Origin of the sequence: Halomonas meridiana, from assembly GCF_009846525.1 — a bacterium.
Classification (GTDB): Bacteria; Pseudomonadota; Gammaproteobacteria; order Pseudomonadales; family Halomonadaceae; genus Vreelandella.
On sequence record NZ_CP024621.1, the window covers coordinates 499,754 to 526,708 of the forward strand.

Below are 26,955 nucleotides of genomic sequence, written 5' to 3' on the forward strand. Positions count from 1 at the left end.
GCGGCGCTGATGCAAAATGGCAAAGGGAAGTCGTAATACGTTAAATGTGGCGTTTTAGTGTCGAAAACAGTGTTCGATGTAAGGTATCCTATCGTATACCTTGCTCACGCTAAAGCGCGAGGAGGCATTCTTCCCTGTTTGCCGTTGACCTGAAGAGATCGCCATGGCCCGTCCTAGACAGCATGCGCCCGATGCCCTCCACGCGCAGGTCATGCACGCTTGTGATGAGTGGTTGGCTAAGCAGCCAGTCCATGGTTTATCACTGCGTGCTTTGGCCAGAGAGGTGGGCTGCGCGCCCAGTACGCTGCTAAAACTCTACGGCAGCTTTAACAATTTATTGCAGCACGTCAACGTCGAAACCCTCGCACGTTTGCAGCACACCATTACGAGCCTGGCCGAAGACGACCCCGAGCCGTGGTTGCGCTCTCTGGCCCACGCTTACTGGCGATTCGCCGAGCAGGATTGCTACCGTTGGCAGCTACTGTTCGACTACCCGCTGGCTCAGGAAGGCGAGCTGGACCAGCGTCAGAGCGATCTCATCGAAGCCCTGTTTACCCAGGTGGAAACGTCGTTAAAGCAGTACCAGCCCGTTCTGGACGATCTGGAAGCGCGCCGCCTTGGCCGCACGCTGTGGGGCAGCGTTCACGGCTTGGTGCAGCTGGGGTTGAACGAGCGGCTTGGCTACTGGCAGGGGCAGCAGCTCAAGGTCGATGAGCTGTTGGATCAACTCATGAGCACCGTGCTGGCCGGGTTACGACACCGGGGGGCAGCGACGTGACATGGGGGATCAACGCCACTCGGTGCCTGCTGCGTCGTGTCATTTACGTGGCCATGCGCGGCTGTTACCGGCTGTCGGTGCATGGTCAAGGTCACGTACCTAAACAGGGCGCGGCGCTGGTCGTCTGTAACCACGTGAGCTTTATGGATGCGCTGGTGTTGGGTGGTGGCAGCCCTCGTCCGCTGCGCTTCGTGATGGACCAGCCCATTTTTGAATCCCGCTGGCTGAAGTGGTGGTTTCAACTGGTGGGGGCGATTCCCATCGAGTCGGAGCGCCATAGCCCAGGAGCGCTGCGGCGTACCTTGGATGAAGTGAGCAAGGCGCTGCGCCAGGGCGATATCGTGATGGTGTTTCCCGAGGGGCGTTTGACCCCCGATGGCGAGATCCACACGTTCCGCCGTGGGCTCGAAACCATCCTGGCTCGTGACAATGTGCCGGTGATTCCAGCAGGGTTGGCCGGGCTGTGGGGGTCGTGGACGTCTCACTACGGCGGTAAGGCGCTGAAGAAGTGGCCGTCACGCTTTAGGGCGCCGGTGAGCCTCCATTTTGGCCCGCCCATTGCCGTCCATGAAGTCGAAGGCGTCGCGTTAAGGCGCTTTTTGGAGCAGCGTGTCAGAGCATTGAAGGCCGCAGGCGACAGCGAGATCGCCCGCAGCCAGTCAACAACGCAGAGTTAGCGGCGAGGCAGACGCAGCTTTTGCCAGCAGCGCGCTGACGTGATCAGGTTGTCGCGAATCTCCAGAATCTCCATCCGCGTATTGCCGATTTGTAGACAGGCCGGGCCTTCCGGGAAGGCTTCCAGGTGCTCCAGAATCAATCCGTTCAGCGTCTTGGGGCCGTCGGTGGGCAACTGCCAACCGAGCATCTTATTGATCTCGCGGATATTCGCCGTGCCTTCGATGACATGGCTGCCATCGTCCTGCTGATGAATCTCGTCATCTTCGGACACGTCGGTCGTGAACTCGCCGACGATCTCTTCGAGAATATCCTCCAGCGTGACCAATCCTTCTACATCGCCGTACTCATCCACCACGATGCCGATCCGTCGCTTCTGCTTCTGAAAATTCAGCAGCTGGGTATGCAGCGGCGTGGACTCGGGAATGAAGTAGGGCTCCCGCGCTTCTTGAACGATGGCCGCTTTGGTGACTTCGCTGCGGGATAAGAAGCGTGCGGCGTTACGCAGGTGCAACATGCCAATGATGTTGTTGATATCGCCTTTGTAGACCGGCAGGCGTGTGTGCTGACTGGTCCGAATTTGAGTCAGAATATCTTCCAGCGAATCGTCCAGGTCGATGCCCAGCACTTCGTGTCGGGGCACCATGATGTCGTTCACCGTAACGTTCTCAAGGTCCAGAATCGACAGCAGCATGGCCCGGTGGCGGTAAGGGATCAGCGTGCCTGCTTCGTGCACCACGGTGCGCAGCTCGTCGCGGGTCAGGCTGTCGCCGCCGTTATCCACGCTTTTGACACCGACTAACCGCAGCAAGCCGTTCGACATCACGTTGACCAGCCATACCAAGGGGTAGAGCAGTTTGAGCAGCGGCTCCAAGGCAAAGGAAGTGGGGTAAGCGATGCGCTCGGGTTTGATGGCCGCGTACGTCTTGGGCGTCACTTCCGCGAAAATCAGAATGGTGATGGTCAGCAGTGCGGTAGAAATAGCAGGGCCTGAGACGTCGCCAAAAAAGTGAATGGCGATGATGGTGGCAATCGAGGCTGCAAGGTTATTGACGAAGTTGTTGCCAATCAGGATGACGCCAATGAGACGATCGGGCCGGGTGAGCAGGCGCATGACACGCTTGGCGCTTCGGTCGCCGCTGTTGGCTTGATGGCTAAGCCGGTAGCGGTTGATCGACATCATGCCCGTTTCAGAACTGGAGAAGAAGGCAGACAGCAAGATGAGTAAGGCTAGCAGGCCGAACAGTAACCCCAGGGGGAAGTCGTCGCTCAAGTCGAAAGTTCCTTTATGGCGTATTAAGCTCGATTTGTAGAAGTATGGCAGTAGCGTGTCAAGCGCGCGTCCAACGCTGCGTTAACCGCTAGGCCCATAGGCTTAGCGGTTAAGCAGAATTTCTAGCACGAATTTACTACCAAAGTAGGCCAGCAGCAGCAGAGCACAGCCGCCAAGGGTCCAGCGCACGGCACGCATGCCGCGCCAACCAAACCGGTAACGCCCGACCAGGAGCGTGGTAAAGATGACCCAGGCGCCCAGCGACAGCACGGTCTTGTGAACCAAGTGCTGAGCAAACAGGTTGTCGAGGAAAATCAGCCCGCTGATGATCGATAGGGTGAGCAGCACGATGCCTGCCCACACCAGCTCGAACAGCACGCGCTCCATGGTGGTCAGCGGTGGTAGCGACTGAACGATGCCGCGAATGTGATGATGACGCAGCGCCTGATTCTGCAAGCCCACCAGCACCGCCTGAACTGCCGCAATGGCCAGTACGGCAAAAGCCAGTGCAGAGCTGACCGCATGCAGCAAGATGCCCGGCGTCAGGCCGCTATGGCTGCCTTGGCTCGGTAGCCACGTCGCCACGATCAGCGCAATACCGGCCAGTGGGAAAAGCGCGATGCCGGCATTCAGTACCGGTTTGAAGAGGCTGGCGACGAGCACCACGTTGACGGCCACGGCCATCAGCAGCGTGGCGCTGGTGGTAAAGCCGGGGAGCAGGCCGGGGGAAGCGCCCACCAGTTTGACGACGACGGGAATGTGTAACAGCAGGCCGAGTGCACCCAGCAGGCGCACCATGCCCTGGCGGGGAGGCACCCGGCGAAACAGCGTCATGCCCTGCCAAATGGCAGCGGCGACATAGAGTATAAAAGCGATCGTGGCGAACGGGAGCGCCTGCATGATGCTATCCATGCGCCTTGCAGCGCGTTGTTGAACAATAGGGCCAAAACGGCGACAGCGTTTGCTGAGGAGCACCTTACCAGTGTGCCTCAGGCTTTCGTCCGTTCCCTCTAGAACGGCTACCCTACTATAACCAATCAAGGCGGCGTCGCACAGCCATCGAGCGCCAACGCTGACGACCATGGAGACTCAGGCCGCGAGCGCGTATAATCGCCGCCACATTCGTCCGGTGAATACGCCCGGCGACAGCGACGGAGGCAGAGGCCCCATGTTTCAGAATCTGAGCGAGCGTCTTTCCCAGACGCTGAAGTCGATCAAAGGCCAAGCACGGCTAACCGACGACAACATTAAAGATACGTTACGCGAAGTACGCAAAGCGCTGCTGGAAGCCGACGTGGCGCTTCCGGTCGTTAAAGCCTTCATCGAGCGTGTGCGCGAGCGGGCGGTCGGCCAAGAGGTATCGAAAAGCCTCTCGCCGGGCCAGCAGTTCGTCAAAATCGTCCAGCAAGAGCTGGAAGCGATCATGGGCGAGGCCAACGAAGGCTTGAGTTTGAAGGGCTCGCCTGCCGTCGTGCTCATGGCGGGTTTACAGGGGGCGGGTAAAACCACCTCCGTCGCCAAGTTGGCCCGCTACCTGCGTGAGCGCGAGAAGAAGAAAGTACTGGTCGTCTCGGCGGACGTCTATCGTCCGGCCGCCATCGATCAGCTCGAAACGCTGGCGAAAGAGGTTCAGGTCGACTTCTTCCCCTCGCGCTCCGATCAGCAGCCGGTCGATATCGCCAATGCGGCCATCAAGCACGCCAAGATTCAGTTCCATGACGTGGTGCTGGTGGATACCGCCGGCCGCCTGGCCATCGATGAAGCGATGATGGCGGAAATCCAGGCGCTGCATAAGGCGATCGCTCCCCAGGAAACGCTGTTTGTCGTCGATGCCATGACCGGCCAGGACGCGGTGAATACGGCCAAGGCCTTCCATGACGCGCTGCCGCTCACCGGTGTCATTCTGACCAAGGCGGACGGTGATGCACGCGGCGGTGCCGCGCTCTCGGTACGCCATATCACCGGCAAACCCATCAAGTTCATGGGCGTGGGTGAGAAGGTCGACGCCCTCGAACCCTTCCATCCTGACCGGGTCGCGTCGCGTATCCTCGGCATGGGCGACATGCTGTCGCTGATCGAAGAGGCCGAACGCACCGTCGATAAGGACAAGGCCGCGAAGCTGGCCAGCAAGGTCAAGAAAGGCGACGGTTTTGATCTGGAAGACTTCCGCGACCAGCTCCAGCAGCTCAAGAAAATGGGCGGTATGGGCGGCTTGCTCGGCAAGCTGCCGGGGATGGGGCAAATGGCTGAATTGGCGCAAGGCCCTGGCCCTGAAAAAGAGCTGGGCAAGCTGGAGGCGTTGATTAATTCCATGACGCCCAACGAACGCCGCAAGCCCGATATCATCAACGGCTCTCGCAAACGCCGTATCGCGGCGGGGGCTGGCCTTCAGGTGCCCGACTTGAATCGCCTGCTCAAGCAGCACAAGCAGATGCAGAAGATGATGAAGAAAGCAGGCAAGAAGGGCGGCATGCAGAAAATGATGCGTGGCATGTCGGGCATGATGGGCGGCGGTGGCGGACCGGGTGGCCCCGGCGGCATGGGCGGTATGGGTGGTCCAGGCGGTCTACCCTGGCGTTAACACGCCTGGCGAGCACGCTTGAGTGCGCTCGGCACAGTTGACGGCCTGTGAGTTTTCTGGCTGTCAGGCTTTCCAAGCCGGGCGCATTTGCGTAGAATGCGGCCTCTTCATGCGTGGGTGTTGGGAAAACGTGCGTTAGCGCGGCCCTCGACACTACCCAGTGAAGGTCCTGATGGCGCCTCGTCCAGGCTCGTATGAGCCGGTGGCGCGCCAAGAAAACAGTATGACGAGTGTTCTGATAGCGGCTTGCGCTATGTCCCACTCGCGTAACCTCAACCGAAGGATAGTTATCGTATGGTTACCATTCGTTTGGCACGTGGTGGCGCCAAAAAGCGTCCCTTTTATCACCTGACTGTGACCGACTCTCGTAACGCCCGTGACGGCCGTTTCATCGAGCGTATCGGCTTCTTCAACCCGGTTGCCCGTGGTCAAGAAGAGCGTCTGCGCGTCGATCTGGACCGCGTGACTCACTGGCAGAGCCAAGGCGCCCAGCTGTCTGGTCGTGTTGCTGAGCTGGTTAAAGAAGCGCGCAAACAGGCATAAGCCTGTTGCCCGTCGCACGTTGTAGCAATAGATGCTGTTGTAGCTGGAGTGGTCGTCGATGACGCGTTTCAATACTAGCCATACTGACGACACGCACGTGGTGCTTGGTAAGCTCACCAGCCCTCACGGGATCAAAGGTTGGCTGAAGGTATACTCTTACACCAATCCCATGGACAGCATTCTAGAGTACCCCGAATGGTGGGTGCGCCAAGGGGAAACCCTCACGCGTATGACCGTCCTGCAGGGGAGTCGGCAAGGCAAAGGGCTTGTCGTGCAGCTGAAAGGTGTAGATGACCGAACCGCCGCCGAAGGGTTGGCACAAGCGGACATCCTGATGCCCAAAGAGGCACTGCCCGAGCTTACCGACGATGAGTATTACTGGCATGAGCTTGAAGGTCTCACTGTCTTCACTCAGTCAGGCGAACGGTTAGGGCAGGTCAGCTACCTGTTTGAAACCGGCGCGAACGATGTCATGGTGGTGCGCGGTGATAACGACGCAATCGACAAGCGTGAGCGTCTGTTACCCTTCCTGCCCGATGATGTGATCGTTGAGATCGACCTAGAAGATGGCCGCATGGTGGTCGACTGGGACCCTGAGTTCTGATGAGCCAAGACGCTTTGAACGAACTGTCAGCGGACGATCCAACGGTGGCGTCAACGGTGCCCGAAGAGCGTCCAACAGATGTACCGGCGATGTGGATTGGCGTGGTATCGCTGTTTCCCGATATGTTCGATGCGATTACCCAGCAAGGCGTGATCGGTCGAGCGGTAGAGAAACGGCGCATTTCCCTGGAGTTCTGGAATCCGCGGGATTACGCCACCGACCGCCACCGCAGCGTGGACGATCGCCCCTATGGCGGCGGCCCAGGCATGCTGATGAAGGTAGACACGCTTCGAGCGGCTATCTTCGACGCTCGCCAACGCGCCGAGCAGGCCACCGGCCTGACGCCAACGGTGATCTACCTGTCGCCCCAAGGGCGTCGGCTGGATCAGCAGGGCGTACAAGCGCTCGCTTCGGCAGGCCCGCTGGTCGTGGTCGCCGGGCGCTACGAAGGTATCGACGAGCGCGTGGTGGAGAGTGACATCGATGAAGAGTGGTCGATTGGTGACTATGTGTTGAGCGGCGGCGAGCTGCCCGCGATGGTGCTGATCGATGCAGCGGCAAGGCTGGTACCCGGCGTGCTGGGCCACCAGGATTCCGCGATCGAAGACTCGTTTAACGACGGTTTGTTAGACTGCCCGCACTATACCCGTCCTGAAGTGATCGACGGGCGCCGAGTGCCTGACGTGCTGCTAAGCGGAAATCATGCAGCCATCAAGCGCTGGCGGTTGAAGCAGTCGCTGGGGCGTACCTGGCAACGTCGTCCTGATCTGTTGGCAGGACGTACGCTTAACGCCGAGCAGCAGGCGCTGCTAGACGAGTTTATCGAGGAATACGCTTTGTCCTCTACGGCGGCCTCCCGCCCGTAGCGCAAAGCGGCGGTGCAGGACGCCAGCCATGTGTGCGTACCTGCGTCACCCATAACGACTCCCGCGTAGCTCGCTTCGAGCGCCGGGATCACGGTTTGCCCCTTCCACGACTGCGTGGCAAGCCATTACGTTATTTAGGAGTATGAAGATGAGCAGCAAGAACAAGGTGATCCAGGCGATCGAAGCCGAGCAAATGAGCAAAGAGATTCCTGCTTTTGCACCGGGCGACACCATCGTCGTTCAGGTTAAAGTAAAAGAAGGCACTCGTGAGCGTCTGCAGGCGTTTGAAGGTGTGGTCATCGGTAAGCGTAACCGTGGCCTGAACTCCGCTTTCACCGTGCGTAAAATCTCCCACGGTGTTGGCGTCGAGCGTACCTTCCAGACCTACAGCCCGCTGGTGGACTCCATCGAAGTCAAGCGTCGCGGTGACGTTCGTCAAGCCAAGCTGTACTACCTGCGTGAGCGTAGCGGTAAGTCGGCGCGTATCAAGGAAAAGCTGGCTTAATCGCCACTTTTTCTCGGGCGCTTGGCGCTCGGATACGGAAAACCCCGTCACCGCTTTGCGGGGCGGGGTTTTTGTTTATGGCTTTGCAATGAGACCGTTAGCCTATGAGCGTGATCGATGCGTACCTGGATGCCCTTTGGTTAGAGCAGGGCGCCAGCGACCATACGCTAGCGGCCTATCGGCGTGATTTGACCGCTTGGCAAGAGCAGCTTGAACGCGATGATGAAACGCTGCTCACGGCGTCCCCCGCGCGGTTTGGCGCCTGGATGGAGCAGCGCCGCGAGCAGGGATACCAGCTGCGCAGCAATGCACGGGTGTTGTCGTCGCTACGCAGTTTCTATCGCTGGGCACGACTGTATGGGCATATCGACAGCGACCCGCTGGCGAATGTCTCGCTGCCCAAAGTACGCCCCAGCCTGCCCAATACGCTGGAGGAAGACGAGGTTGAGCGCCTGCTGCTGTCCCCGGATGTGGACACGCCGCTGGGTGTGCGTGATCGCACCATGCTGGAACTACTTTACGCCTGCGGACTGCGGGTATCGGAACTGGTCGGGCTGACCGGTGACGCGGTCAATCTGCGTCAAGGCGTGGTGCGTGTGCGCGGTAAAGGGGATAAAGATCGTCTGGTGCCGATGGGAGAAGAGGCCGCCGAGTGGTTAGCGCAATATATCGAAACGGCGCGGCCAGTCTTGATGCAAGACCCCACACGCCCGGCGCTGTTCCCCGGGCGAGGCGATAAGGCCATGACGCGGCAGACGTTTTGGCACCGTATCAAAGCCCATGCCATCACGGCGGGCATTGCTCGGCCGCTCTCTCCTCACACGCTGCGCCACGCCTTTGCGACCCATTTATTGAATCATGGGGCGAATTTGCGGGTCGTACAGCTGCTGTTGGGTCATAGCGACCTTTCCACCACGCAAATTTATACCCATGTTGCCCAGGCACGCCTGGAGCAACTGCATGCTGACCACCATCCGCGAGGTTAACCAAAGAATGCACCCACGTATGCCATCCGTTGCGAAATCCTGTGCCCCTTGGCTGGTGCTGGCGGGCAGTTTGTTGCCTATGACCGCCTTCGCCGATGACGTGGCCGAGCGCTTGGCTGAGAACTTACAAGTGAACGGCCAGCCGATGCCGGTAGAGCAGGTGAGCGCCACGCCGATGGAAGGGATCTATCATGTTCGTCTGGAGAGCGGTGAGTCGTTTTACTCCAATGCCGACGGTAGCCACTTTTTGGTAGGGGACCTCTACCAAAATGCGGATAATGGACTAGTGAATCTGACCGAGCAGTCCCGCAACCAAGAGCGAGCAGCGGCGCTGGCGGCGATTCCCGAGAGCGAGCGCGTCGTGTTTAGGGGCGTCGAGGAGCCCAAGGCCACGGTGGTGGTGTTTACCGATCCTACCTGCCCCTACTGCGAACGCCTCCATGAAACCGTTCCCGAACTCAACGAGCGGGGGATTGCGGTACACTACCTCGCCTTTCCGCGGGCCGGTATGGGCAGTGGCGCTGCCGATACCTTGCAGCAGGTATGGTGCTCCGAAAACCGCAGCGAAGCGATGAATCAGGCCAAAGAGGGCCAGACGATCGCCGCTTCGGCCAGCTGCGACAACCCGGTGGCCGACCAATACGCCCTGGGGCAAGCGCTAGGGGTGCAAGGGACGCCCGCCATCATCCTGCCCGATGGGCAAATGGTGCCTGGATTTGTACCCCCCGAGCGGCTCGTTGCCATGTTAGGCTTGGAAGACGAATAACGTCACATGAGTGGCGAACGAACACGCTGAGACACTGATTCAAGAAGTGGCACCTGCGGGTGCCCAACACGAAAGGGGAAGTATTTTGAAACCGGTAAGAGTAGGCATTTGTGGGTTAGGTACTGTAGGTGGCGGCACCTTCAACGTATTGACGCGCAACGCGGACGATATTAGCCGTCGTGCAGGCCGCCCGATTGTGATTGAGCAGGTGGCTCACCGCAGTATTCATCCCGACTGCGATATTACCGGCATTAATGCGACGACCGACGTCTTCGAAGTCGCCAACAACCCCGACGTGGACGTGCTGGTCGAACTGATCGGCGGCTACGATATCGCTCGTGAGCTGGTACTCACCGCGATTGCCAACGGCAAACACGTGGTCACCGCCAACAAGGCGCTGATTGCCGTCCACGGTAACGAAATTTTCCGCGCCGCCCATGAAAAGGGCGTGATCGTTGCGTTTGAAGCCGCCGTCGCGGGAGGCATTCCCGTCATCAAATCGTTGCGTGAAGGCCTAGGCGCTAACCGTATCGAGTGGGTCGCGGGCATTATCAACGGCACCGGCAACTTCATTCTGACCCACATGCGCGACGAAGGCCGTGCCTTTGAAGACGTATTGGCCGAGGCCCAGGCGCTTGGCTATGCCGAAGCCGACCCGACGTTCGATGTGGAAGGCATCGATGCCGCCCACAAGCTGACCATTCTTGCCTCCATTGCTTACGGCGTGCCGTTGCAGTTCGAAAAAGCTTTCACCGAAGGCATTTCGCGTATCACCGCCGAAGACGTGGAGCAGGCCGACAACCTCGGTTACGTCATCAAGCATCTGGGGATCTCCAAGCGCACCGATCAAGGGCTGGAGCTGCGGGTTCACCCCACGCTGATTCCCAAAGAGCGTCTGCTGGCAAACGTCCACGGTGTGAAAAACGCCATCGCCGTCATGGGCGACGCGGTTGGCCCCACGCTGTACTACGGTGCGGGAGCCGGTGCCGAGCCAACGGCGTCAGCCGTGGTGGCGGATCTGCTGGACGTGGCGCGCGACATCGCTACCGACCATCACTACCGCGTGCCGTACCTGGCGTTTAGCGGCATCGACGAAGATGTCAGCCAGCTGCCGATCATGCCGATGGAAGAGATCACCACGGCGTACTACCTGCGCCTGCTGGCGGTGGATCGCCCCGGCGTGCTGGCCCGTGTAGCGACCATTCTGGCCGAGCAGGGCATCTCCATTGAAGCGCTGATTCAGAAAGAGGCCACTGAAGGCGAGCTGGTACCGATCATTCTGCTGACGCATCGCACCAAAGAGAAGCAGATGAACGAAGCGATCCGCGAGATCGAAGCCATGGCCGATATCGCAGGCCCCGTCACGCGTATTCGCGTAGAAAGCCTGGACGAAGGAGAGTAACCGATGCGCTATATCAGCACGCGTGGGCAAGCGCCCGCGCTCTCTTTCGAAGAGGTGGTGCTCACCGGTATGGCCAGCGACGGCGGCCTCTACGTCCCGGAAACGCTGCCTGAGTTCTCTAAGGAGGAGCTGGCCGACATGGCCGGGCTCTCCTACGCCGAGATCGCCTTTCGGGTGATGAAGCCGTTCGTCAACGGCGAGATCGACGACGAGACCTTCCGCCGTTTGGTGACCGAGGCGTACGCCACGTTCAACCACGACGCGGTGTTGCCGTTAAAGCAGCTGGATGCCAGCCACTTCCTGTTAGAGCAGTTCCACGGCCCGACGCTGGCGTTTAAAGACGTGGCGCTGCAACTGCTGGGGCGACTGCTGGATCACTTCCTGAAAAAGCGCAACGAGCGTGCGGTGATCATGGGGGCCACCTCCGGGGATACCGGCTCTGCGGCCATCGAAGGCTGCCGCCACTGCGACAACCTCGATATTTTCATACTGCACCCCCACAACCGCGTCTCCGAAGTGCAGCGCCGTCAGATGACCTCGGTGCTCGCCGACAACGTCTTCAACATCGCCATCGAGGGCAACTTCGATGATGCTCAGGCGATGGTCAAAGCCAGCTTTGCCAATCAAGACTTCTTGAACGGCACGCGGCTCGTGGCGGTGAACTCGATCAACTGGGCGCGCATCATGGCCCAGATCGTCTACTACGTGGCCGCAGGCGTGGCGTTGGGCGCGCCCCAGCGGGAAGTCAGCTTCTGCGTGCCCTCGGCTAACTTCGGCAACGTCTTTGCGGGCTATATGGCTTACAAGATGGGCCTGCCGGTGAAGCAGTTCATCATCGCCACCAATGCCAACGATATTCTGCACCGCACGTTGGCGGCTAACGACTTCTCCAAGAAAGAGCTGGCGGCCACGCTGGCACCCTCTATGGATATCGTCGTGTCGTCCAATTTCGAGCGCCTGCTGTTCGATGCCTACGACCGCGATGGTGCCGCCGTGGCAGCCCTGCTGGAGCGCTTCCAGCAAGAGCCCACCGCGCTTGCCGATGCGCCGCTGGCCAAGCTGCGCGAGAAGTTCGCCAGCCACAGTGTCGATGACGAGACGATTCTGGAAGTGATTCGTGAAGCCCATCATCGTACCGGCGAGATTCTCGATCCGCATACGGCTACCGGCTACCGAGCGGCCGAGCGGGCACGTGTAGACACCTCCACGCCGATGATCACCCTGGCCACCGCCCACCCGGCGAAGTTCGCCGAAGCCGTGGTAAAAGCGGGCTTCCAGGGCGTGCCGCTGCCGACCCACATGGACGACCTGCTGGAGCGCGAAGAGCGCTATACGGTGTTGCCCGCAGAATTGAGCGCGGTACAGCAGTTCGTTGCTGACAACCGTCGCTGAGGTGATATGACCCAGGTGTCACCCCTTTCTCAGCAGAGTAACCAGCCCCGCCTAGAGCCTCGTCCCCTGGACGAGGCTGTCTATTTGCGCGCGCAGTCAGAAGGGCTGAGCGAGCTTCAGGCAAGGCTTTTAGCGTCGCGGCTGCCCGGCTATACCGGGGAGCTTGCGCCGCTGGTGTCGCCCAGCCTGCGCTATCTCGTGCATCCTGAACAACTCGCCGATGGTCGCCGGGCTGCCGAGCGAATTGCCCAGGCAGTCGCTGAAGGCGAGTCCATTGGTATTCTGACCGACTACGATGTGGACGGCATCACCTCCCACGTGGTCATTCGGCGTACGCTGGTCGAGCTATTTGGCGTGCCGGAGCACAAGCTGCATAGTTTGATTGGCCATCGTATTCACGACGGCTACGGCATCAGCCTGCCGCTGGTGGAGCGGACGCTGAGCTTAAAGCCGCTGCCGACGCTGGTGATTACCGCCGACTGCGGCAGTTCTGACGAGCCGCGCATTGCGCGGCTGAAAGCAGCCGGTATCGATGTGGTGGTCAGCGATCACCATGCGCTGCCCCTGGAAGGCCCACCGCCCTCGGCGTATGCCTGTGTGAACCCGACCCGCAGCGACTGCGACTACCCGGATAAAACCATTGCAGGTTGCATGGTGGCGTGGCTGCTGATGTCGCTCGCCCGCGGCGTACTGGTGGAGTGGGGAGCGTTGCCGGAGGCCACGCCGAAGCTCTCACCGTGGCTCTCCTATGTGGCGTTAGGCACCGTGGCGGACTGCGTCTCCCTCGGCGGAAGCCCCGCCAATCGGGCGGTGGTGAGCTACGGCTTAACGCTGATCAACCGCATGGACGCCGCCTGCTGGCGGGCCATGGCAGCGCGCTTAGGGGCTGACAGCGTGCCCTTCAACGCTGAAACCTTGGCGTTTCAGATGGGCCCGAGGATCAACGCCCGTTCGCGGCTAGATGACCCCTACGCGGCACTGCACTTTATGCTGGCAGAGAGCGACGGCGTCGCGAACCGGCAGCTTGAAGTGCTGGATCAGGATAACCAGTCCCGTAAGGCCATCGAAGCGGACATGGCCGAGGAGGCGCGGGCGCTCGCCGCTCCCGCCTTAGAGGCCAACGAGCCTGCCGTTGTGGTGCTGTTGGAAGATGGCCACCCCGGTGTGCAGGGCATCGTCGCTTCAAGGCTGGTGCAGGCCTACGGACGCCCAGCCGTGGTGCTGACGCGGGCAGCGGCACCCAACATGCTCACCGGCTCTGGCCGCTCCATCGAGGGGCTGCACCTAAGAGATGCCCTGCAACGCACCTTCGAACTTGCGCCCGAGGCGCTGCCGCGCTTCGGCGGGCACAGTGGTGCCGCAGGCGTGGGCGTGCCACGGGAGCAGCTAGCGGCCTTTAAAGCCGCGTTTTTGCAAGCGGTGGGCGAGCAACTTGGCGATACCCCGCTCTACCCGCGTCTGTGGACCGATGGCGAGCTCTCGACTGCCCAGCTCTCGTTAGCCACGCTTGAAGAGATCGAAGCCTTGGGTCCCTACGGGCGGGAATTCGACCCGCCGCTATTTGAAGGGCGCTTTATTGTGGAAGCGCTGCGCCCAGTGGGGGCAGAAGGTTCGCACTTGATGATGGAGCTCTCCATGGGGGCCGTGACCAGCAAAGCGATCTGGTTTCGTGCGCTCACGCCGGGGGAGCTGCCCTCGTTTAGCGTGGGCGATACGCTGCACTGCGCTTACAAGCTCAATCGCAACCGCTGGCGCGGTCGCGAGTCACTGCAGCTGATGGTGGAGCACGCTAGCCCCGTTTAATACTCTCCGCTATCCTCGCGTCCTTGGCCGCTTAAGCGGCCGCTCTAATAATCCCAAAAAAGGACGCACTCATGCGCATGGAAGACCTGCCTAAAGACCCCCACAAGCCCTATGAAGACATCATGGCGATGCTGTTGGGGACGCTGTTTGTTGCTCTCGGAGTGACGTTCTACACTCACGCAGTGCTGCTTACCGGCAGCACCGCAGGGATGGCGCTACTGCTCAATTACCTGACCGGGTGGGGATTTGGCGTGTGGTTTTTTGCCATCAACCTGCCGTTTTACTATCTGGCGATCAAACGCATGGGGTGGAGCTTTACGCTGCGCACCTTTGTCGCCATCGGCTTGGTCTCGCTGTTCTCCGAGCTTACTCAGGGGTGGGTCGAATTTGCCAACATGCCGTCGCTCTACGCGGCGCTGATGGGCGGCGCATTGATGGGGATTGGCATGCTGATGCTGTTTCGCCACCGCACTAGCCTCGGCGGTATCAACATTCTCGCCCTCTACCTCCAGGACAAGCACGGCCTGCGGGCGGGCTATGTGCAGCTCGGCATCGATGGCGTGATTCTGCTTATCGCCCTAACCCAGCTACCCCTAGACCGCGTAGGCTACTCGGTACTCGGCGCACTGATGCTCAACCTGATTATCGCCCTAAACCATAAGCCGGGACGTTACATAGGGGTTAGCTAGGCAGTTGCTAGTTAAGCCAAAACCACCAGACGACCAAGCCAATGACGGCGATACCCGCAAGGTTGATCAGTAAACTCATACGGCCTCCTGTTGGCTGGGCTTCCATAACCGCAGGCGGTTGGCGTTGCTGACCACGGTGATCGAAGAGAGTGACATGGCAGCGCCTGCGATAATGGGAGAGAGCAACATGTCAGTCATGGGGTAGAGCACGCCAGCGGCAATCGGGATGCACAGCACGTTATAGCCAAACGCGCCGATCAGGTTCTGTTTGATGTTAGAGAGCGTGGCACGGCTCAGTTCAATCGCCGTGGCCACGCCGTGCAGCGAGCCGCGCATCAGCGTAATACCGGCGCTCTCCATGGCGATATCGGTACCCTGGCCAATGGCAAAACCCACGTTGGCCCGGGCCAGCGCGGGGGCGTCGTTAATACCGTCGCCCACCATGCCGACCACTTCGCCTGCCGCTTGGCGGCGCTCAATCTCGGCGTGCTTGTCGTCGGGCGTCATGCCTGCCTTGAACTCGCTAATGCCTACCTCGCGGGCCACCGCAGCAGCGGTATGCTCGTTATCGCCCGTCAACATCACCACGGTTAACCCATCATCCTGCAAGCGCTTCACGGCGGCAGCGGCATCTTTGCGCAGCGGGTCGCTAACGCCGAAGAGGGCGGCCAGCTTGCCATTCACCGCTAAATAGACCAGCGAGCGCGCCTTGGCTTCCAGCTGGCGAATGTGCTCGTTTGCTGGGGAAAGGTCGACGCCAGATGCTTCCAATAAGCGCGCATTGCCCAGCAGCAGCGTGTCATTAGCTTGGCTGGTGCCTTTCACACCGCCGCCGGTCACGCTATCAAAGCTAGCCAGCCTATCGGCGCGGGCATCATGCTCTTCGGCGTAGGCCGTCAGCGCTTTGGCAAGGGGGTGCTCGGAGCGGCTCTCTAGGGCGGCCACCCAGGCCAGCACTTGGGCGCTATCATCGTGCAGCACCGTTGCCTCGGTGACGCGCGGTTTGCCTTCGGTCAGTGTTCCCGTTTTATCGACGACCAGCGTGGTCAGGCGGCTCGCGGTTTGCAGCGCTTCGCCGCTACGCACCAGCACGCCATGCTCGGCGGCTTTGCCCACGCCAATCATGGTAGAGATCGGGGTGGCCAAGCCCAGCGCGCAGGGGCAGGCGATAATCAGCACGGTGGTCGCGGTCACCAGCATGTGAATGACCACCGGAGCAGGCCCCAAGTTGTACCAGGCCAGCGCCGTCAGCACTGCTATGATCATCACGGCGGGCACGAACACGCCGGAGATTTTATCGGCCAGCTCGCCAATCGGCGGGCGGGAGTTTTGTGCGCTGGCCACCTGCTCGGTGATACGTCCCAGGCGGGTATCGCGGCCAATGCGGGTGGCGCGGTACACCAGGCTGCCGTTGCCATTCACCGTGCCCGCGCTCACCTCGTCATCCGCTGTTTTGTGCACCGGCACGGGTTCGCCGGTGAGCATCGACTCATCGATATAGCTCTGGCCGTCGAGCACTACGCCATCCACCGGCAGCCGCTCACCGGGGCGCACGCGAATATGATCATCCAGCGCTACGTCGTCTACCGCAATCTCTTGCTCCACACCGTTACGAATGACCCGTGCCGTTTTTTCCTGTAAGTCGAGCAGGCGTTTCAGCGCGCTGCTGGTGCGGCCTCGGGCGCGTAGCTCCATAGCGTTGCCCAGCAGAATAAGCCCGACCACCATGGCCGACGCTTCAAAATATATGCCCTGAGCCACCTCCGGCAGCCAGGGGGCGAAGAGCACCACCATCATCGAGTAGAGCCAGGCGGTGCCGGTGCCCATCGCCACTAGGGTGTCCATGTTGGCTTGATGATGCTTGAGCTGTTTCCAGGCGTTGGTGAAAAAGTGCCGCCCGGGAAAGGCCAAAATAGCGAGCGTCAGCAGGCCAATCACCAGCCAGTACAGGCGGCCAACGCCCATGGGGTGTGGGTGATAGACGAACATGCTCAGCATCAGTGGAATCGCGAGGGAGAGTGACAGCACGCTGCCCTTGAGGCGCTGGCGATAGGTAACGGCCTCTTGCGCCTCGCGAGTACGCTCGGCTTCGCGCATATCCACAATCGGCTCGGCGCGATAGCCCGCCTCGGCAACGGCGGCCATTAGCGCTTCCTGAGTAGCGCTGCCGGTGACGTGTGCGGTGTGGGTGCCAAAATTCACCGAGGCGCTGTTTACACCGTGCGTGTTGGCCAGTGCTTTTTCGACGCTTTTGACACAGCCCGCGCAGGTCATGCCGCTAATCAGCAGGCGCAGTTGGGGTGCATCCGCGTTGGCGCTCTGCGATTCAGCGAGTTCAGGCGCGTCGGGATGTAGTGCGTCACTCGCGTCGTCGCTGGGTGGATAGCCTGCTTCTTTGAGTGCACTATCCAGCGCCTGATCATCGAGGGAGCTGGTCACTTCCAGGCGCTTTTCGGCAGGGAATCCATCCACCTGGGCGGCCGGGTCCTGGGCTTGAATGGCCTCACGCATGCGCTTGACGCAGCCCTGACAGCTCATGCACGGAACGGTGCGTATCAGCATCACGGTTTGCTCGGTGTCGCGCTGCATGGGGCCTCCTCAGGAAAACTTTCGATCAAACGGCACAGGCTGTGACCATCGGGGGTGCCGTCGGGCATGTCTTGCCAACTGTCGAGCGCTTGCTCCATTCGCTGGGCGAGCGCTTCGAGTTCGGCGATGCGTGCGCGTATTTGCGGCAGCCGATGAGCGAGCAGATCACGCACTAGCGGGCAGGGGGAGTCGCCTTGATCGGCATGAGCCAGAATGTCGCGAATTTCCGCGACGCTGAATCCCAGTTTTCGCGCCCGCTGAATAAAGTGCAGCCGCTCCAGGTCGTTATTAGAAAAGAGCTGGTAGCCGTTTTCAGGGTGCCTACGAGGGGAGAGCAGGCCTTCGCGTGTGTAGTGGCGAACCGTCTCTGGCGTCACGTGAGCACGCTTGGCTAGCTCCCCCACTTTTAAATCGCTCAATGACATGCCCAATCCCCGTGTAATTGACGTTCTGTGAGTGTAAAACCCTTGGGTAACCCATAGGTCAAGCGTTACCGTTACCTCAGTCGAAAGGACTAAAACACTGATTTAAAACGGTCGTGCGACTAATGTATAAGTAAAAAACAAAATAAAACGCTCGTTTGCCCTTGAACCAAACCCGACATTGGGCGAAAACTGAGATGTAGGAACAACGCGGGTGGATGGCAGAGTCCGCCGGATCATCGGGAGAGAGGCCCACAATGCATAATAACTTCAAAAAACTAACCCTAGTGGCCGCGGTAGCAGCAGTAGCTTTTGCTAGCCAAGCCAACGCAGGCGGATATCAAATCAACGAGCAAAGCGTCAGCGGCCAGGGCTACGGCCATGCAGGACGCAGCTCCAACGTTCATGATGCCACGATCGTGTACGGTAACCCGGCGGGTATGTCGTTCCTCGACCGCGCTCAGATTACAGCGGGTGGTACTTTCCTAAGCGTCGATACGGATATTAGTAATGTCTCGGCCAACCGTACGTTGGATGTCGGGGTTGCTCAAGGCGGTGCCCCGGTAGGGACTCAGGTGCCCATCGGTGCGATTCCGGGCACGAATGATGGCGATATGGTGCCGGGTACTTTAGTGCCTTTCGCGTTCTATGCTCACCCAGTCAATGAACAACTGGCGTTTGGTTTTGGCGTTTACGCCCCGTTCGGTTCTAAAACCGAGTACGAAGATACCTTCCAAGGCCGCTACTTTGGCGACTACACCGAGCTTCGTGTAGTGAGTGCGCAGCCGACCGTCTCTTACCGCTTTAACGATCAGTGGTCGGCCGGTATCGGCATCACGTACAACCAGGTAGAAGGCGAGCTGCGTCGTCAATTGCCTACCAGCGCCGCTTTCAATGCCGCCGAAGATATAGATTCGCGGGTGGAGGGTGACGACGATGGATGGGGTTATAACCTGGGGGTGATTTATCAGCCAGTGCCCGAAACCACGCTGGGTTTGACCTATCGCTCAGCCGTGGATTACGAGCTGGAAGGCACCTTCCAAGCCACGGATCCGTTGGGTAACGTAGTGCGTGCGGATACCGCTAATCTGGATCTGACTACGCCTGAAACGGTCAACTTCTCGTTGACCCAGCAGATGACGGATCGCCTGAAGCTGATGTTTGGGGCTTCCTGGGTGCGCTGGAGTCAGTTCGAGGAAATATCGATTCTGGGCAGCCAGGGTAATGAAATTACCAACGAGCAGCAGAACTATTCGAACGCTTGGGCCTTTGCGACGGGCGGCGAGTACCAGCTTACGCCGAGTCTTGCGCTGCGCGCGGGTGTGACGCTCGACTTCACACCCACCAATGACCAAGACCGTAGCGTACGTATCCCGTCCGACGAGCGCCGTATCTTCTCTATCGGGGCGGGTTGGAGCCCCACACCCGACCTGACGTTGGACTTCGCTTACTCCTACCTCACCGAGCGCAGCACCTTTGTTGAGCAAGACCGCCAAGATTTGCTTGCCAGTGCCCAAACCGGTGGTGTCCCCGTTGGCGGTGCCACTTACTCTGCGGACTACAAAAACGAAGCCCATGGCTTCGGTGCCCAGCTGACCTATCGGTTCTGATCGGCTGCTCGCGCTTACTGATCGATCTGCGACACACTGACCCGGCTTCGGCCGGGTTTTTTACGTGAGGAACGAAGGGCTGGGTGGATGCGGTGAGCGCTGGGTTTCGTTACAATGCGAGCCAGAATATCGCCGCTGGGGTAGCTCGCGCAGGTGTCTCCGCCTAACCGTGAGCCGCTCCAGCGGCGCCTGTCTCTTTTATGCTGTGTTGAATACGGCCGTGAGACATCACCCATTACTGACCAAGGCTAGAGCGATCCATGTTGGAAACCAACCCGATTCATCACCAGATCAAGGACCTGTCTGAGCGGACAGACGTTCTTAGGGGGTATCTTTGACTATGCCGAGCGTAAAGATCGGCTAGAAGAAGTTTCCCGCGAACTCGAAGACCCCAACGTCTGGAACGACCCAGACTACGCCCAAAAGCTGGGCAAAGAGCGCGCCTCCCTCGAAGCCATCGTGGCGACCATCGACGAGCTGGACCAGGGCTTGGCGGATAGCCGCGACCTGCTGGAACTCGCCGAGATGGAAGAGGATGAAGGCACCGTCGAGGAAGTGCGTAAAGAGCTCAACGGCTTGCAGGGCGCGCTGGAAAAGCTCGAGTTTCGCCGCATGTTCTCGGGAGAGATGGACGAGAACAACGCCTATCTGGATATTCAATCGGGTTCCGGGGGCACCGAGGCGCAGGATTGGGCCAACATTCTGCTGCGCATGTACCTGCGCTGGGCCGAAAGCCACGGCTTCAAAACCGAGATCATCGAGATTTCGGCGGGGGAAGTGGCAGGTATCAAGTCGGCGTCCATCCATATTCAGGGCGATCATGCGTTTGGGTGGCTGCGCACGGAAACCGGCGTTCACCGCTTGGTGCGCAAAAGTCCGTTCGATTCCGGCGGCCGCCGTCACACCTCGTTTGCATCGGTGTTCTTGTCGCCGGAAATCGACGATAGCTTCGAGGTCGAGATCAACCCATCCGACTTGCGTGTTGATACCTACCGCTCCAGCGGTGCCGGGGGGCAGCACGTCAACACCACGGATTCCGCCGTGCGGATTACCCACGAGCCGACCGGCATTGTGGTGGCGTGCCAGAGCCAGCGTAGCCAGCATGCCAACCGCGACTTTGCTATGAAGCAGTTGAAGGCGAAGCTGTGGGAACACGAAATGCAAAAGCGCAATGCGGCCAAGCAGGAGGCGGAAGACTCCAAAGCCGATATCGGTTGGGGCAGCCAAATTCGCTCTTACGTGCTGGATGATCAGCGCATTAAAGACCTGCGCACCGGCGTTCAGTCCAGCAACTGCGACAAAGTGCTCGACGGCGATTTAGACCAGTTTATCGTCGCCAGCCTGAAGCAGGGTTTGTAATCTTTTTAGCGTTCGAACATGAATAGGGTGCCCGATGGCTAACCAAGACGCGTCTTCTCTCGATAATGAAAATCACCTGATCGCCGAGCGCCGTGCCAAGCTGGCGGCCCGCCGTGAGCGGGCGGCCGAGCAGGGCAAGAGCGCTTTCCCGAACGATTTCCGCCGCGACAGCCTCACCGTCGAGCTGCACAACTTGCTGGGCGAGAAAGACAAAGCCGAGCTGGAAGCGTTGAACCACCCAGCGTCGGTGGCCGGTCGTGTGATGCGCAAACGCGGTCCTTTCATCGTGATTCAGGACGTGGCGGGCCAGATCCAGCTCTACGTGGATAAAAAGGGGCTGCCGGAAGACGTGCTGGAAGACATCAAGGGCTGGGACATCGGCGATATCGTCGCCGCTCGTGGCCCGGTGCACAAATCCGGCAAGGGCGATCTGTACGTCATGATGGTCGAGGCGCAGCTGCTGACCAAGAGTCTGCGTCCGCTGCCGGACAAGTTCCACGGCCTGACCGATCAAGAAGCCCGCTATCGCCAGCGCTACGTGGATCTGATCATGAACCCGCAGTCGCGTAAGGTCTTCGAGACCCGCGCAGCGGTGATCAGCTCTATGCGCCGTTTCTTCGAAGCCCGTGGCTTCATGGAAGTGGAAACGCCGATGCTGCAGCCGATTCCCGGCGGTGCGGCGGCGCGTCCGTTCATCACTCACCACAATGCGCTGGATATCGATATGTACCTGCGTATTGCCCCGGAGCTTTACCTGAAGCGCCTGGTGGTGGGTGGTTTCGAGAAAGTGTTCGAGATCAACCGCAACTTCCGTAACGAAGGCTTGTCCACGCGGCACAACCCCGAGTTCACCATGGTGGAGTTCTACTGGGCCTACGCCGATTACCGCGACCTTCTGGACATGACCGAAGCCATGCTGCGCACCGCGGCGCAGGAAGTGCTGGGCACTACTACGATCACGTACCAAGGGGCCAGCTACGATTTCGGCCAGCCCTTCAAGCGTCTCACCCTGCGCCAAGCGATTCTGGATCACGGCGACGGCATCACCGACGCCGAGCTGGACACCCTGGATGCTGCCCGTGCTGCGGCAGAAAAGCTCGGTATCAAGGTCAAAGAGAGCTGGGGGCTAGGTAAAGTCCAAACCGAGATTTTTGAAGAAGTGGCGGAACACAAGCTGGACCAGCCGACGTTCATCACCGAATACCCGGCCGAAGTCAGCCCGCTGGCGCGTCGTAACGATGCGGACCCCTTCGTCACGGATCGCTTCGAGTTCTTCGTCGGTGGCCGCGAGATCGCCAACGGTTTCTCGGAGCTGAACGACGCCGAAGACCAAGCAGAGCGTTTCCGCGAACAGGCGGCCGAAAAAGACGCCGGTGACCTGGAAGCCATGTACTATGACGCCGACTACGTGCGCGCCTTGGAGTACGGCATGCCGCCGACGGCGGGCGAGGGCATCGGCATTGACCGCTTGGTGATGCTGTTTACCGACAGCCCCTCCATTCGAGATGTGCTGCTATTCCCGGCCATGCGCCCCGAGGTGGGTTAACGCTCAACCAGGCGGTAGCGGACGAAAAGTTGGTAAGGGCGCGATTTAGCGCCCATAATGGTCAACGTTTCGACGGCGAGGAGAATCCCATGAAACTGCTAAATCGCTCTGCCCTGAGCGTCAGGCCGACCCAGACCTTCGTGGACTGGATCAATGCGCTCGAACCCACCATGGGAGACGACGACCTGACCCTGGACGACGTCGAACGTGAAAGTACGGTATACCTGATCCCCGAGATGGATACCCCAGAGGCGTTGGAGACGTTCGTGCGTGAGCGTCACGTAGAAATCCTAGAGACCGAGCTACGCGCTTGGGAAGAGGATGAGCGTCAGTGGCCAGAAAAACTCGATTGGTCGCTGTTTCAGGACTTCCTGCGCGTGGAGCACAGCTACCTCGCCATCGACCTGGACGACGAAACGGCTCTGGAAATCTCGGATGTTGACGACGCACTGCTGCTCGACAACGAACAAGATTAGCGTGCTATTATTTTTAGCATGAGCGCACTGTAAAACCGGCTTCGGCCGGTTTTGCCGTTTCAGAGGGTGTTGTTCAGGAATTTATCACCATGCGACTGTTTGAAACTCGCCCCGGCGACGATGGGCTGCCCGGGCCTGAGCGTTTGTTGGCCGTGCTGGCGCTAGTGACCGGCACGCTGATGGCGGTAGTCGATACCACCATGATCAATTTGGCCTTGCCGACCATCGCGGCGGACCTAGACGTCTCGGCATCCCGGGCGGTGTGGATCACCAATCTCTTTCAGGTCGTCTGTGCGGCCTTTTTGCTCGTGTTTGCCGGAATCAGCGAGTTGATCACTCGCCGACGGCTGTATCTGTTTGGCTTGGCCACTTTCGTGCTGGCGGCACTCGGTGCCGCGCTGTCGCGTAACCTCGAAACGCTGCTCGTTTTTCGTGCGCTGCAGGGCTTGGGCGCGGCGGCCACGCTCTCCATCGGGCCGTCGCTCTATCGCGCTATTTTTCCCTCTCGGCTGCTTGGCAGCGCGCTGGGGCTGAGCGCTCTGGTCGTGGCTGGCGGCTATGCCGCAGGCCCCACGCTCAGCGGTGTGATTCTCTCGTTCGTGGAGTGGCCGTGGCTGTTCGCGCTCAACCTGCCGCTGGGACTCTGCTCACTCTGGCTGGCGCGACGCGCACTGCCGAAAGAGACGCCGCGCCAAGGCAGCTTCGATACGCTGGGGGCGCTCTACTCGATGCTGATGCTGGCGAGCTTTTTTATCGCCATGGACGCCGTGGGACACGCCGCGCCGGTGTGGCAGAGCGGCGGCTGGGGGCTACTGTCAGTGGCAGCCTGCGTGCTGTTCGTGCGTCGCCAGCACCGGGCACCTTACCCGTTGCTGCCGCTCAGTGTGTTTGCCGAAAAGCGCTTTACGCTGGCGGTGTCGGCCTCCGGCTTGGCGTTTATCGGTCAGGGACTCACCTTTGTAGCGCTGTCGTTTTTCTACCAAGAACAGATGGGGTTTTCGCCTCTGGAGACGGCGTGGCTGTTCACGCCATGGCCGCTGGCGATCATGCTGGTGGGGCCCGTCGCAGGGCGCTTGGCGGATCGCGTTAACCCCAGCCTGCTGTCGAGTACGGGACTGGTCCTGCTGATCGTCGGACTGGTGGCGCTGGCGCTGGTGGACGAGAGCACGGGAGTGGTGGGTAGCCTGTGGCGGACGGCACTCTGCGGGATCGGCTTTGGGCTTTTTCAGCCGCCGAATAACCGCGAAATGATGGGCAGCCTGCCGCCAGAGCGCAGCGCCAACGTCTCTGGTGTGATGAGTACGACCCGTACGGTGGGGCAATCCTTCGGGGTGGCGCTCGTGGGGGCGGCGCTGGCGCTGGGAGCGCCGATACAGGTCACGCTGTGGCTGGGGGCAGGAACGACGCTGTTGGCGCTACTGGCGAGCCTGTCTCGGGTGTCGCTGGCCCAACGGGCGCTCATCGAGCGGCGGGCATCGTCTGTTGGGAAGTAAGGGCGTACAATAGAGGCGTTGCTGACGGAAGGAGAGTCCCATGGCGATACAGACACAAATTGAGCAAAAGTTGGCGTCGCTAACCCCAGACGTGCTCCGAGTCGAGAACGAGAGCCACATGCATAACGTGCCGGCCAACTCGGAAACGCACTTCAAAGTCACCCTGGTAAGCGATAGCTTTGACGGCATGATGCCGGTGAAGCGTCATCAGCAAATATACGCCCTGTTGGCCGACGAGCTTTCGGGCCCGGTTCACGCGCTGGCGTTACATCTCTATACGCCCCGTGAGTGGCAGGCGCGCGGCAGCGAGCGTCCCAACTCTCCCAACTGTCGTGGCGGCGGCCAGTGACCCCAGAAGCCACTCGTCGGCACTATCTGGATGCCATGGGCATTACGTCCTGGGCGTCCCGTTATCAGTTGCCCAACGCCCTGCCAACCGGCGCCTGTGAGTGGGAGGACGCACCGGCCAAAGCGGCCCCGCGCGAGCGCCTGCAGGCGTTGCTGGACGACGCCCCTGCGCCTCGCCCGCCGCGTCAAGCCGATGCCGAGCCAAACGCGCCGTCGGTGACGTCACCTTCAGCCGTCAAAGCGCTGTTAGGGCAAGCCGTGACGGCGCCTCAACCGGAAGCCGCCCCTGCGCCTGAACCGGCGGCCCCGCCCCGCGAGCGCGCCAAACCGCTGAACTTCAGTCTTTCCTGCGTCTGTCTTGGCGGGCGGTGGTTGAGTCTCTGTGAAGGCACGCTATCGGTGGTGGAACAACAGCTGCTGGCCAATATACTGCGTGCTGTGGACATCTGGCGCGGTGAGCTGCCGACGGTGACTCACTTCACCTGGCCACCCATGGCCACCGCTTTCGAGCCGGAAGAGCCCCTCGAAGAAGCCCAAGAGGGCGTGGCGGCGTTCATTGCCGGGGCAGCAAGTCGGCAAGGCTGGCAACTAGAGCAAGTGCTGTGGTGGGGCGCAGAGACGGCCTCGCCCGACTTGGCGCGCGTCATCGCACTTGATGAAGGGCAGAGCCAAACGCTCGCGCTACCGGTTTGGCAAGGCCCCTCGCTGGCAGCGCTCATCCAGAACGCTAGCGCCAAGCGCGCGCTATGGCCCCATTTGGTGGCATTAGGCAAGCAGTGGGGCAAGGTGTGATTCGTCGGCTGAGCGCGGTCGACCGAGCGCTTTTGCTCGCGCTCGAAGCCCTCGCGCAAAGCGGCGCCAGTGGCCAGCAGCTAGAGGAGGCGCTGGCCGATGAGCAAGCTTGGGTCTTGGGAGATTGGCAGGGCGACGCGCTCGCAGGCTACGCCCTGGTCGCGAAACTACCGTTCGATGCCGAATTACAGGCCATTGGCGTGCGGCCTGATTGCCAGGGGCAAGGCATAGGGCGACGCTTGTTGGATGAGGTCATTGCCATGGCAACGGGCTGGCAAGCCGAGCGATTACTGCTGGAAGTACGCGCCGGAAACCAGCGAGCCCTTGCGCTCTATCGGCAGGTAGGTTTTCAGGAAGATGCTCGTCGGAAGGGCTACTACCCGGCCGCCAACGGCGCGACCGGGCGGGAAGATGCGCTACTGATGTCTCGAACGCTGGCTTAGGACGCGCTGCTGTCGTCCATACCGTCGAACTTGCTGAGCACACCCTGCAAACGGCGCTCCCACTCTTCGCGCTCTTGTTTTAGCTGCGCATTTTCGTTGCGCAACTCTTCGTTTTCCAGCTTCATCATCTCCAACGCCTCGACGGTGTCGGTGACTTTCTGCTCCAACTGATTGAACAACTCAAGGCTCATGCCTACCTCCAGTAACGAACGACAGGCGGCTGCCTGTCGTCTTGCCATAAAATGGATCGCGATGTGTGACGTAATGGGGCGAGCGTAACGCCGCTGTTACTTGGCGGCAAGCGCTTTACGCGGGTAACCGTCGATAGAGCCTGGCCATGCTTTCACCTGCCTGGGTTTCACGATGGAGCTGCCAGTTGGCCGGTACCGTTGGCGTCAGGCTCTGTTCGGTTTCCAAGTAGATCATCGCCTCCTTGGCTAACCATCCGTGTGCTTCTAATGCGCTGCAGCAAGACGCGGCCCATCCCTGGTGGAAGGGCGGGTCGAGAAACACCACGTCCATCGGCTGTCCTGGCGACGCGACGAACGCTAGGGCATCGGCGGTGATGACCTTGCCCTGCGCGGCTTTCAAGGTGGTGAGATTCTCACGAATATGCGACGCCACCTGGGCGTCACGCTCGACGAACGTGACCTCGGCGGCCCCCCGTGAGAGCGACTCGATGCCTAGCGCGCCGGTGCCTGCAAACAGGTCCAGCACCTGCTTGCCGTAGAGGGCCTGGCCTAGCCAATTGAACAGCGTTTCGCGTACGCGGTCCGGCGTGGGACGCAGGCCCGGGCGGTCGAGTACGGGTAGCTGACGGCGGCGAAAATCACCGCCGATGATGCGCAGCTTCCCCGGCGGTTTGGCTTGGCCGCGAGAGGATGTCGATGGGCGCGAGGAAGCGCGAGAAGGGCGTTGTCGTTTCATATCGCGATTGTAGCGGGCTACTTATCCAAAGTCTTGGTCTGCGGTGGTAGGATAATCCCAATGATCACCTATTTAGTCGGATGACAC

General features: G+C 60.3%; 27 protein-coding genes. 21 read left to right on the plus strand and 6 right to left on the minus strand.

Annotated elements, in window-relative coordinates:
* Positions 1-163 precede the first annotated feature (163 nt).
* Positions 164-778, plus strand: a complete 615-nt coding sequence (locus CTT34_RS02535) for a TetR/AcrR family transcriptional regulator (RefSeq protein ID WP_159340918.1) — start codon at positions 164-166, stop codon at positions 776-778.
* 53 nt (positions 779-831) lie between these two features.
* A complete protein-coding gene (locus CTT34_RS02540) occupies positions 832-1,455 on the plus strand; it encodes a 1-acyl-sn-glycerol-3-phosphate acyltransferase (protein ID WP_290441535.1) in 624 nt (207 codons plus the stop codon).
* Here the strand turns inward: CTT34_RS02540 and CTT34_RS02545 are convergent.
* Together CTT34_RS02545 and CTT34_RS02550 are read right to left on the minus strand one after the other, a co-directional pair.
* A complete protein-coding gene (locus CTT34_RS02545; RefSeq protein ID WP_159340922.1) occupies positions 1,452-2,726 on the minus strand; it encodes an HlyC/CorC family transporter in 1,275 nt (424 codons plus the stop codon). The two genes, CTT34_RS02540 and CTT34_RS02545, sit on opposite strands and share 4 nt — an antisense overlap.
* A gap of 102 nt (positions 2,727-2,828) precedes the next feature.
* Positions 2,829-3,626, minus strand: coding sequence for a cytochrome C assembly family protein (locus CTT34_RS02550; RefSeq protein ID WP_159340923.1), 798 nt, complete (start codon positions 3,624-3,626; stop codon positions 2,829-2,831).
* A 268-nt stretch (positions 3,627-3,894) separates the two neighbouring features.
* On the opposite strand from CTT34_RS02550, the gene ffh reads away from it, so the two are divergent.
* From ffh to CTT34_RS02605, 11 genes are all read left to right on the plus strand, one after another.
* A complete protein-coding gene (ffh, locus tag CTT34_RS02555) occupies positions 3,895-5,307 on the plus strand; it encodes a signal recognition particle protein (RefSeq protein WP_159340925.1) in 1,413 nt (470 codons plus the stop codon).
* A gap of 294 nt (positions 5,308-5,601) precedes the next feature.
* Positions 5,602-5,850, plus strand: a complete 249-nt coding sequence (gene rpsP, locus CTT34_RS02560) for a 30S ribosomal protein S16 (RefSeq protein ID WP_009098555.1) — start codon at positions 5,602-5,604, stop codon at positions 5,848-5,850.
* Between the two features lie 58 nt (positions 5,851-5,908).
* Positions 5,909-6,454, plus strand: a complete 546-nt coding sequence (rimM, locus tag CTT34_RS02565; RefSeq protein WP_159340927.1) for a ribosome maturation factor RimM — start codon at positions 5,909-5,911, stop codon at positions 6,452-6,454.
* Positions 6,455-6,543: 89 nt separating this feature from the next.
* A complete protein-coding gene (trmD, locus tag CTT34_RS02570) occupies positions 6,544-7,320 on the plus strand; it encodes a tRNA (guanosine(37)-N1)-methyltransferase TrmD (RefSeq protein ID WP_159343694.1) in 777 nt (258 codons plus the stop codon).
* 148 nt (positions 7,321-7,468) lie between these two features.
* Positions 7,469-7,825 carry a 50S ribosomal protein L19 gene (gene rplS / locus CTT34_RS02575; protein WP_054640811.1) on the plus strand — a complete coding sequence of 119 codons (357 nt, stop codon included), beginning with the start codon at positions 7,469-7,471 and terminating at the stop codon, positions 7,823-7,825.
* Between the two features lie 104 nt (positions 7,826-7,929).
* A complete protein-coding gene (gene xerD, locus CTT34_RS02580) occupies positions 7,930-8,811 on the plus strand; it encodes a site-specific tyrosine recombinase XerD (RefSeq protein ID WP_159340930.1) in 882 nt (293 codons plus the stop codon).
* Positions 8,786-9,577 (plus strand): DsbC family protein, encoded by a 792-nt coding sequence (locus CTT34_RS02585; protein WP_159340932.1) that lies wholly within the window; start codon positions 8,786-8,788, stop codon positions 9,575-9,577. The genes xerD and CTT34_RS02585 overlap by 26 nt, the downstream gene beginning before the upstream one ends.
* Before the next feature lie 85 nt (positions 9,578-9,662).
* Positions 9,663-10,979 (plus strand): homoserine dehydrogenase, encoded by a 1,317-nt coding sequence (locus CTT34_RS02590; protein WP_159343695.1) that lies wholly within the window; start codon positions 9,663-9,665, stop codon positions 10,977-10,979.
* Between the two features lie 3 nt (positions 10,980-10,982).
* Positions 10,983-12,371, plus strand: a complete 1,389-nt coding sequence (thrC, locus tag CTT34_RS02595; RefSeq protein ID WP_159340934.1) for a threonine synthase — start codon at positions 10,983-10,985, stop codon at positions 12,369-12,371.
* A 6-nt stretch (positions 12,372-12,377) separates the two neighbouring features.
* On the plus strand, positions 12,378-14,174 hold the full coding sequence (locus tag CTT34_RS02600) for a single-stranded-DNA-specific exonuclease RecJ (RefSeq protein WP_159340936.1): 1,797 nt from the start codon (positions 12,378-12,380) through the stop codon (positions 14,172-14,174).
* Positions 14,175-14,245: 71 nt separating this feature from the next.
* Entirely contained in the window at positions 14,246-14,863 is a 618-nt protein-coding gene (locus CTT34_RS02605; protein WP_159340938.1) for a YitT family protein, read from the plus strand.
* A 75-nt stretch (positions 14,864-14,938) separates the two neighbouring features.
* On the opposite strand, the gene CTT34_RS02610 is transcribed toward CTT34_RS02605, so the two are convergent.
* Positions 14,939-17,452, minus strand: a complete 2,514-nt coding sequence (locus CTT34_RS02610; RefSeq protein ID WP_159340940.1) for a heavy metal translocating P-type ATPase — start codon at positions 17,450-17,452, stop codon at positions 14,939-14,941.
* Positions 17,425-17,877: a MerR family transcriptional regulator gene (locus tag CTT34_RS02615; protein ID WP_159340942.1), complete on the minus strand. Its 453-nt coding sequence runs from the start codon at positions 17,875-17,877 to the stop codon at positions 17,425-17,427. Before CTT34_RS02615 ends, CTT34_RS02610 begins: the two co-directional genes overlap by 28 nt.
* A 254-nt stretch (positions 17,878-18,131) precedes the next feature.
* Between CTT34_RS02615 and CTT34_RS02620 the strand changes: the two genes are divergently transcribed.
* The 8 genes from CTT34_RS02620 (at position 18,132) to rimI (ending at position 25,941) form a co-directional block, all read left to right on the plus strand.
* Positions 18,132-19,484 (plus strand): OmpP1/FadL family transporter, encoded by a 1,353-nt coding sequence (locus CTT34_RS02620; RefSeq protein ID WP_159340944.1) that lies wholly within the window; start codon positions 18,132-18,134, stop codon positions 19,482-19,484.
* A gap of 260 nt (positions 19,485-19,744) precedes the next feature.
* Positions 19,745-20,843 (plus strand): peptide chain release factor 2 gene (prfB, locus tag CTT34_RS02625; RefSeq protein ID WP_159340946.1). Its coding sequence is split into 2 segments (ribosomal slippage): positions 19,745-19,819 and positions 19,821-20,843, totalling 1,098 coding nucleotides; the frame shifts between segments, so codons are not numbered across the junction.
* 34 nt (positions 20,844-20,877) lie between these two features.
* A complete protein-coding gene (lysS, locus tag CTT34_RS02630; RefSeq protein WP_159340948.1) occupies positions 20,878-22,389 on the plus strand; it encodes a lysine--tRNA ligase in 1,512 nt (503 codons plus the stop codon).
* Positions 22,390-22,478: 89 nt separating this feature from the next.
* Positions 22,479-22,865 carry a hypothetical protein gene (locus CTT34_RS02635; RefSeq protein ID WP_062359457.1) on the plus strand — a complete coding sequence of 129 codons (387 nt, stop codon included), beginning with the start codon at positions 22,479-22,481 and terminating at the stop codon, positions 22,863-22,865.
* An 89-nt stretch (positions 22,866-22,954) separates the two neighbouring features.
* Positions 22,955-24,358 carry an MFS transporter gene (locus CTT34_RS02640; RefSeq protein WP_159340950.1) on the plus strand — a complete coding sequence of 468 codons (1,404 nt, stop codon included), beginning with the start codon at positions 22,955-22,957 and terminating at the stop codon, positions 24,356-24,358.
* Positions 24,359-24,398: 40 nt separating this feature from the next.
* Entirely contained in the window at positions 24,399-24,707 is a 309-nt protein-coding gene (locus CTT34_RS02645; RefSeq protein WP_159340952.1) for a BolA family protein, read from the plus strand.
* Positions 24,704-25,498 (plus strand): hypothetical protein, encoded by a 795-nt coding sequence (locus tag CTT34_RS02650; protein ID WP_167520869.1) that lies wholly within the window; start codon positions 24,704-24,706, stop codon positions 25,496-25,498. The genes CTT34_RS02645 and CTT34_RS02650 overlap by 4 nt, the downstream gene beginning before the upstream one ends.
* Positions 25,453-25,941, plus strand: coding sequence for a ribosomal protein S18-alanine N-acetyltransferase (rimI, locus tag CTT34_RS02655; protein ID WP_159340953.1), 489 nt, complete (start codon positions 25,453-25,455; stop codon positions 25,939-25,941). The genes CTT34_RS02650 and rimI overlap by 46 nt, the downstream gene beginning before the upstream one ends.
* Here the strand turns inward: rimI and CTT34_RS02660 are convergent.
* Complete coding sequence (locus tag CTT34_RS02660; RefSeq protein ID WP_159340955.1) at positions 25,938-26,132, minus strand: cell division protein ZapB; 195 nt, start codon at positions 26,130-26,132, stop codon at positions 25,938-25,940. The genes rimI and CTT34_RS02660 overlap by 4 nt on opposite strands.
* A 115-nt stretch (positions 26,133-26,247) precedes the next feature.
* On the minus strand, positions 26,248-26,868 hold the full coding sequence (rsmD, locus tag CTT34_RS02665; protein ID WP_159340958.1) for a 16S rRNA (guanine(966)-N(2))-methyltransferase RsmD: 621 nt from the start codon (positions 26,866-26,868) through the stop codon (positions 26,248-26,250).
* Positions 26,869-26,955: the final 87 nt, after the last annotated feature.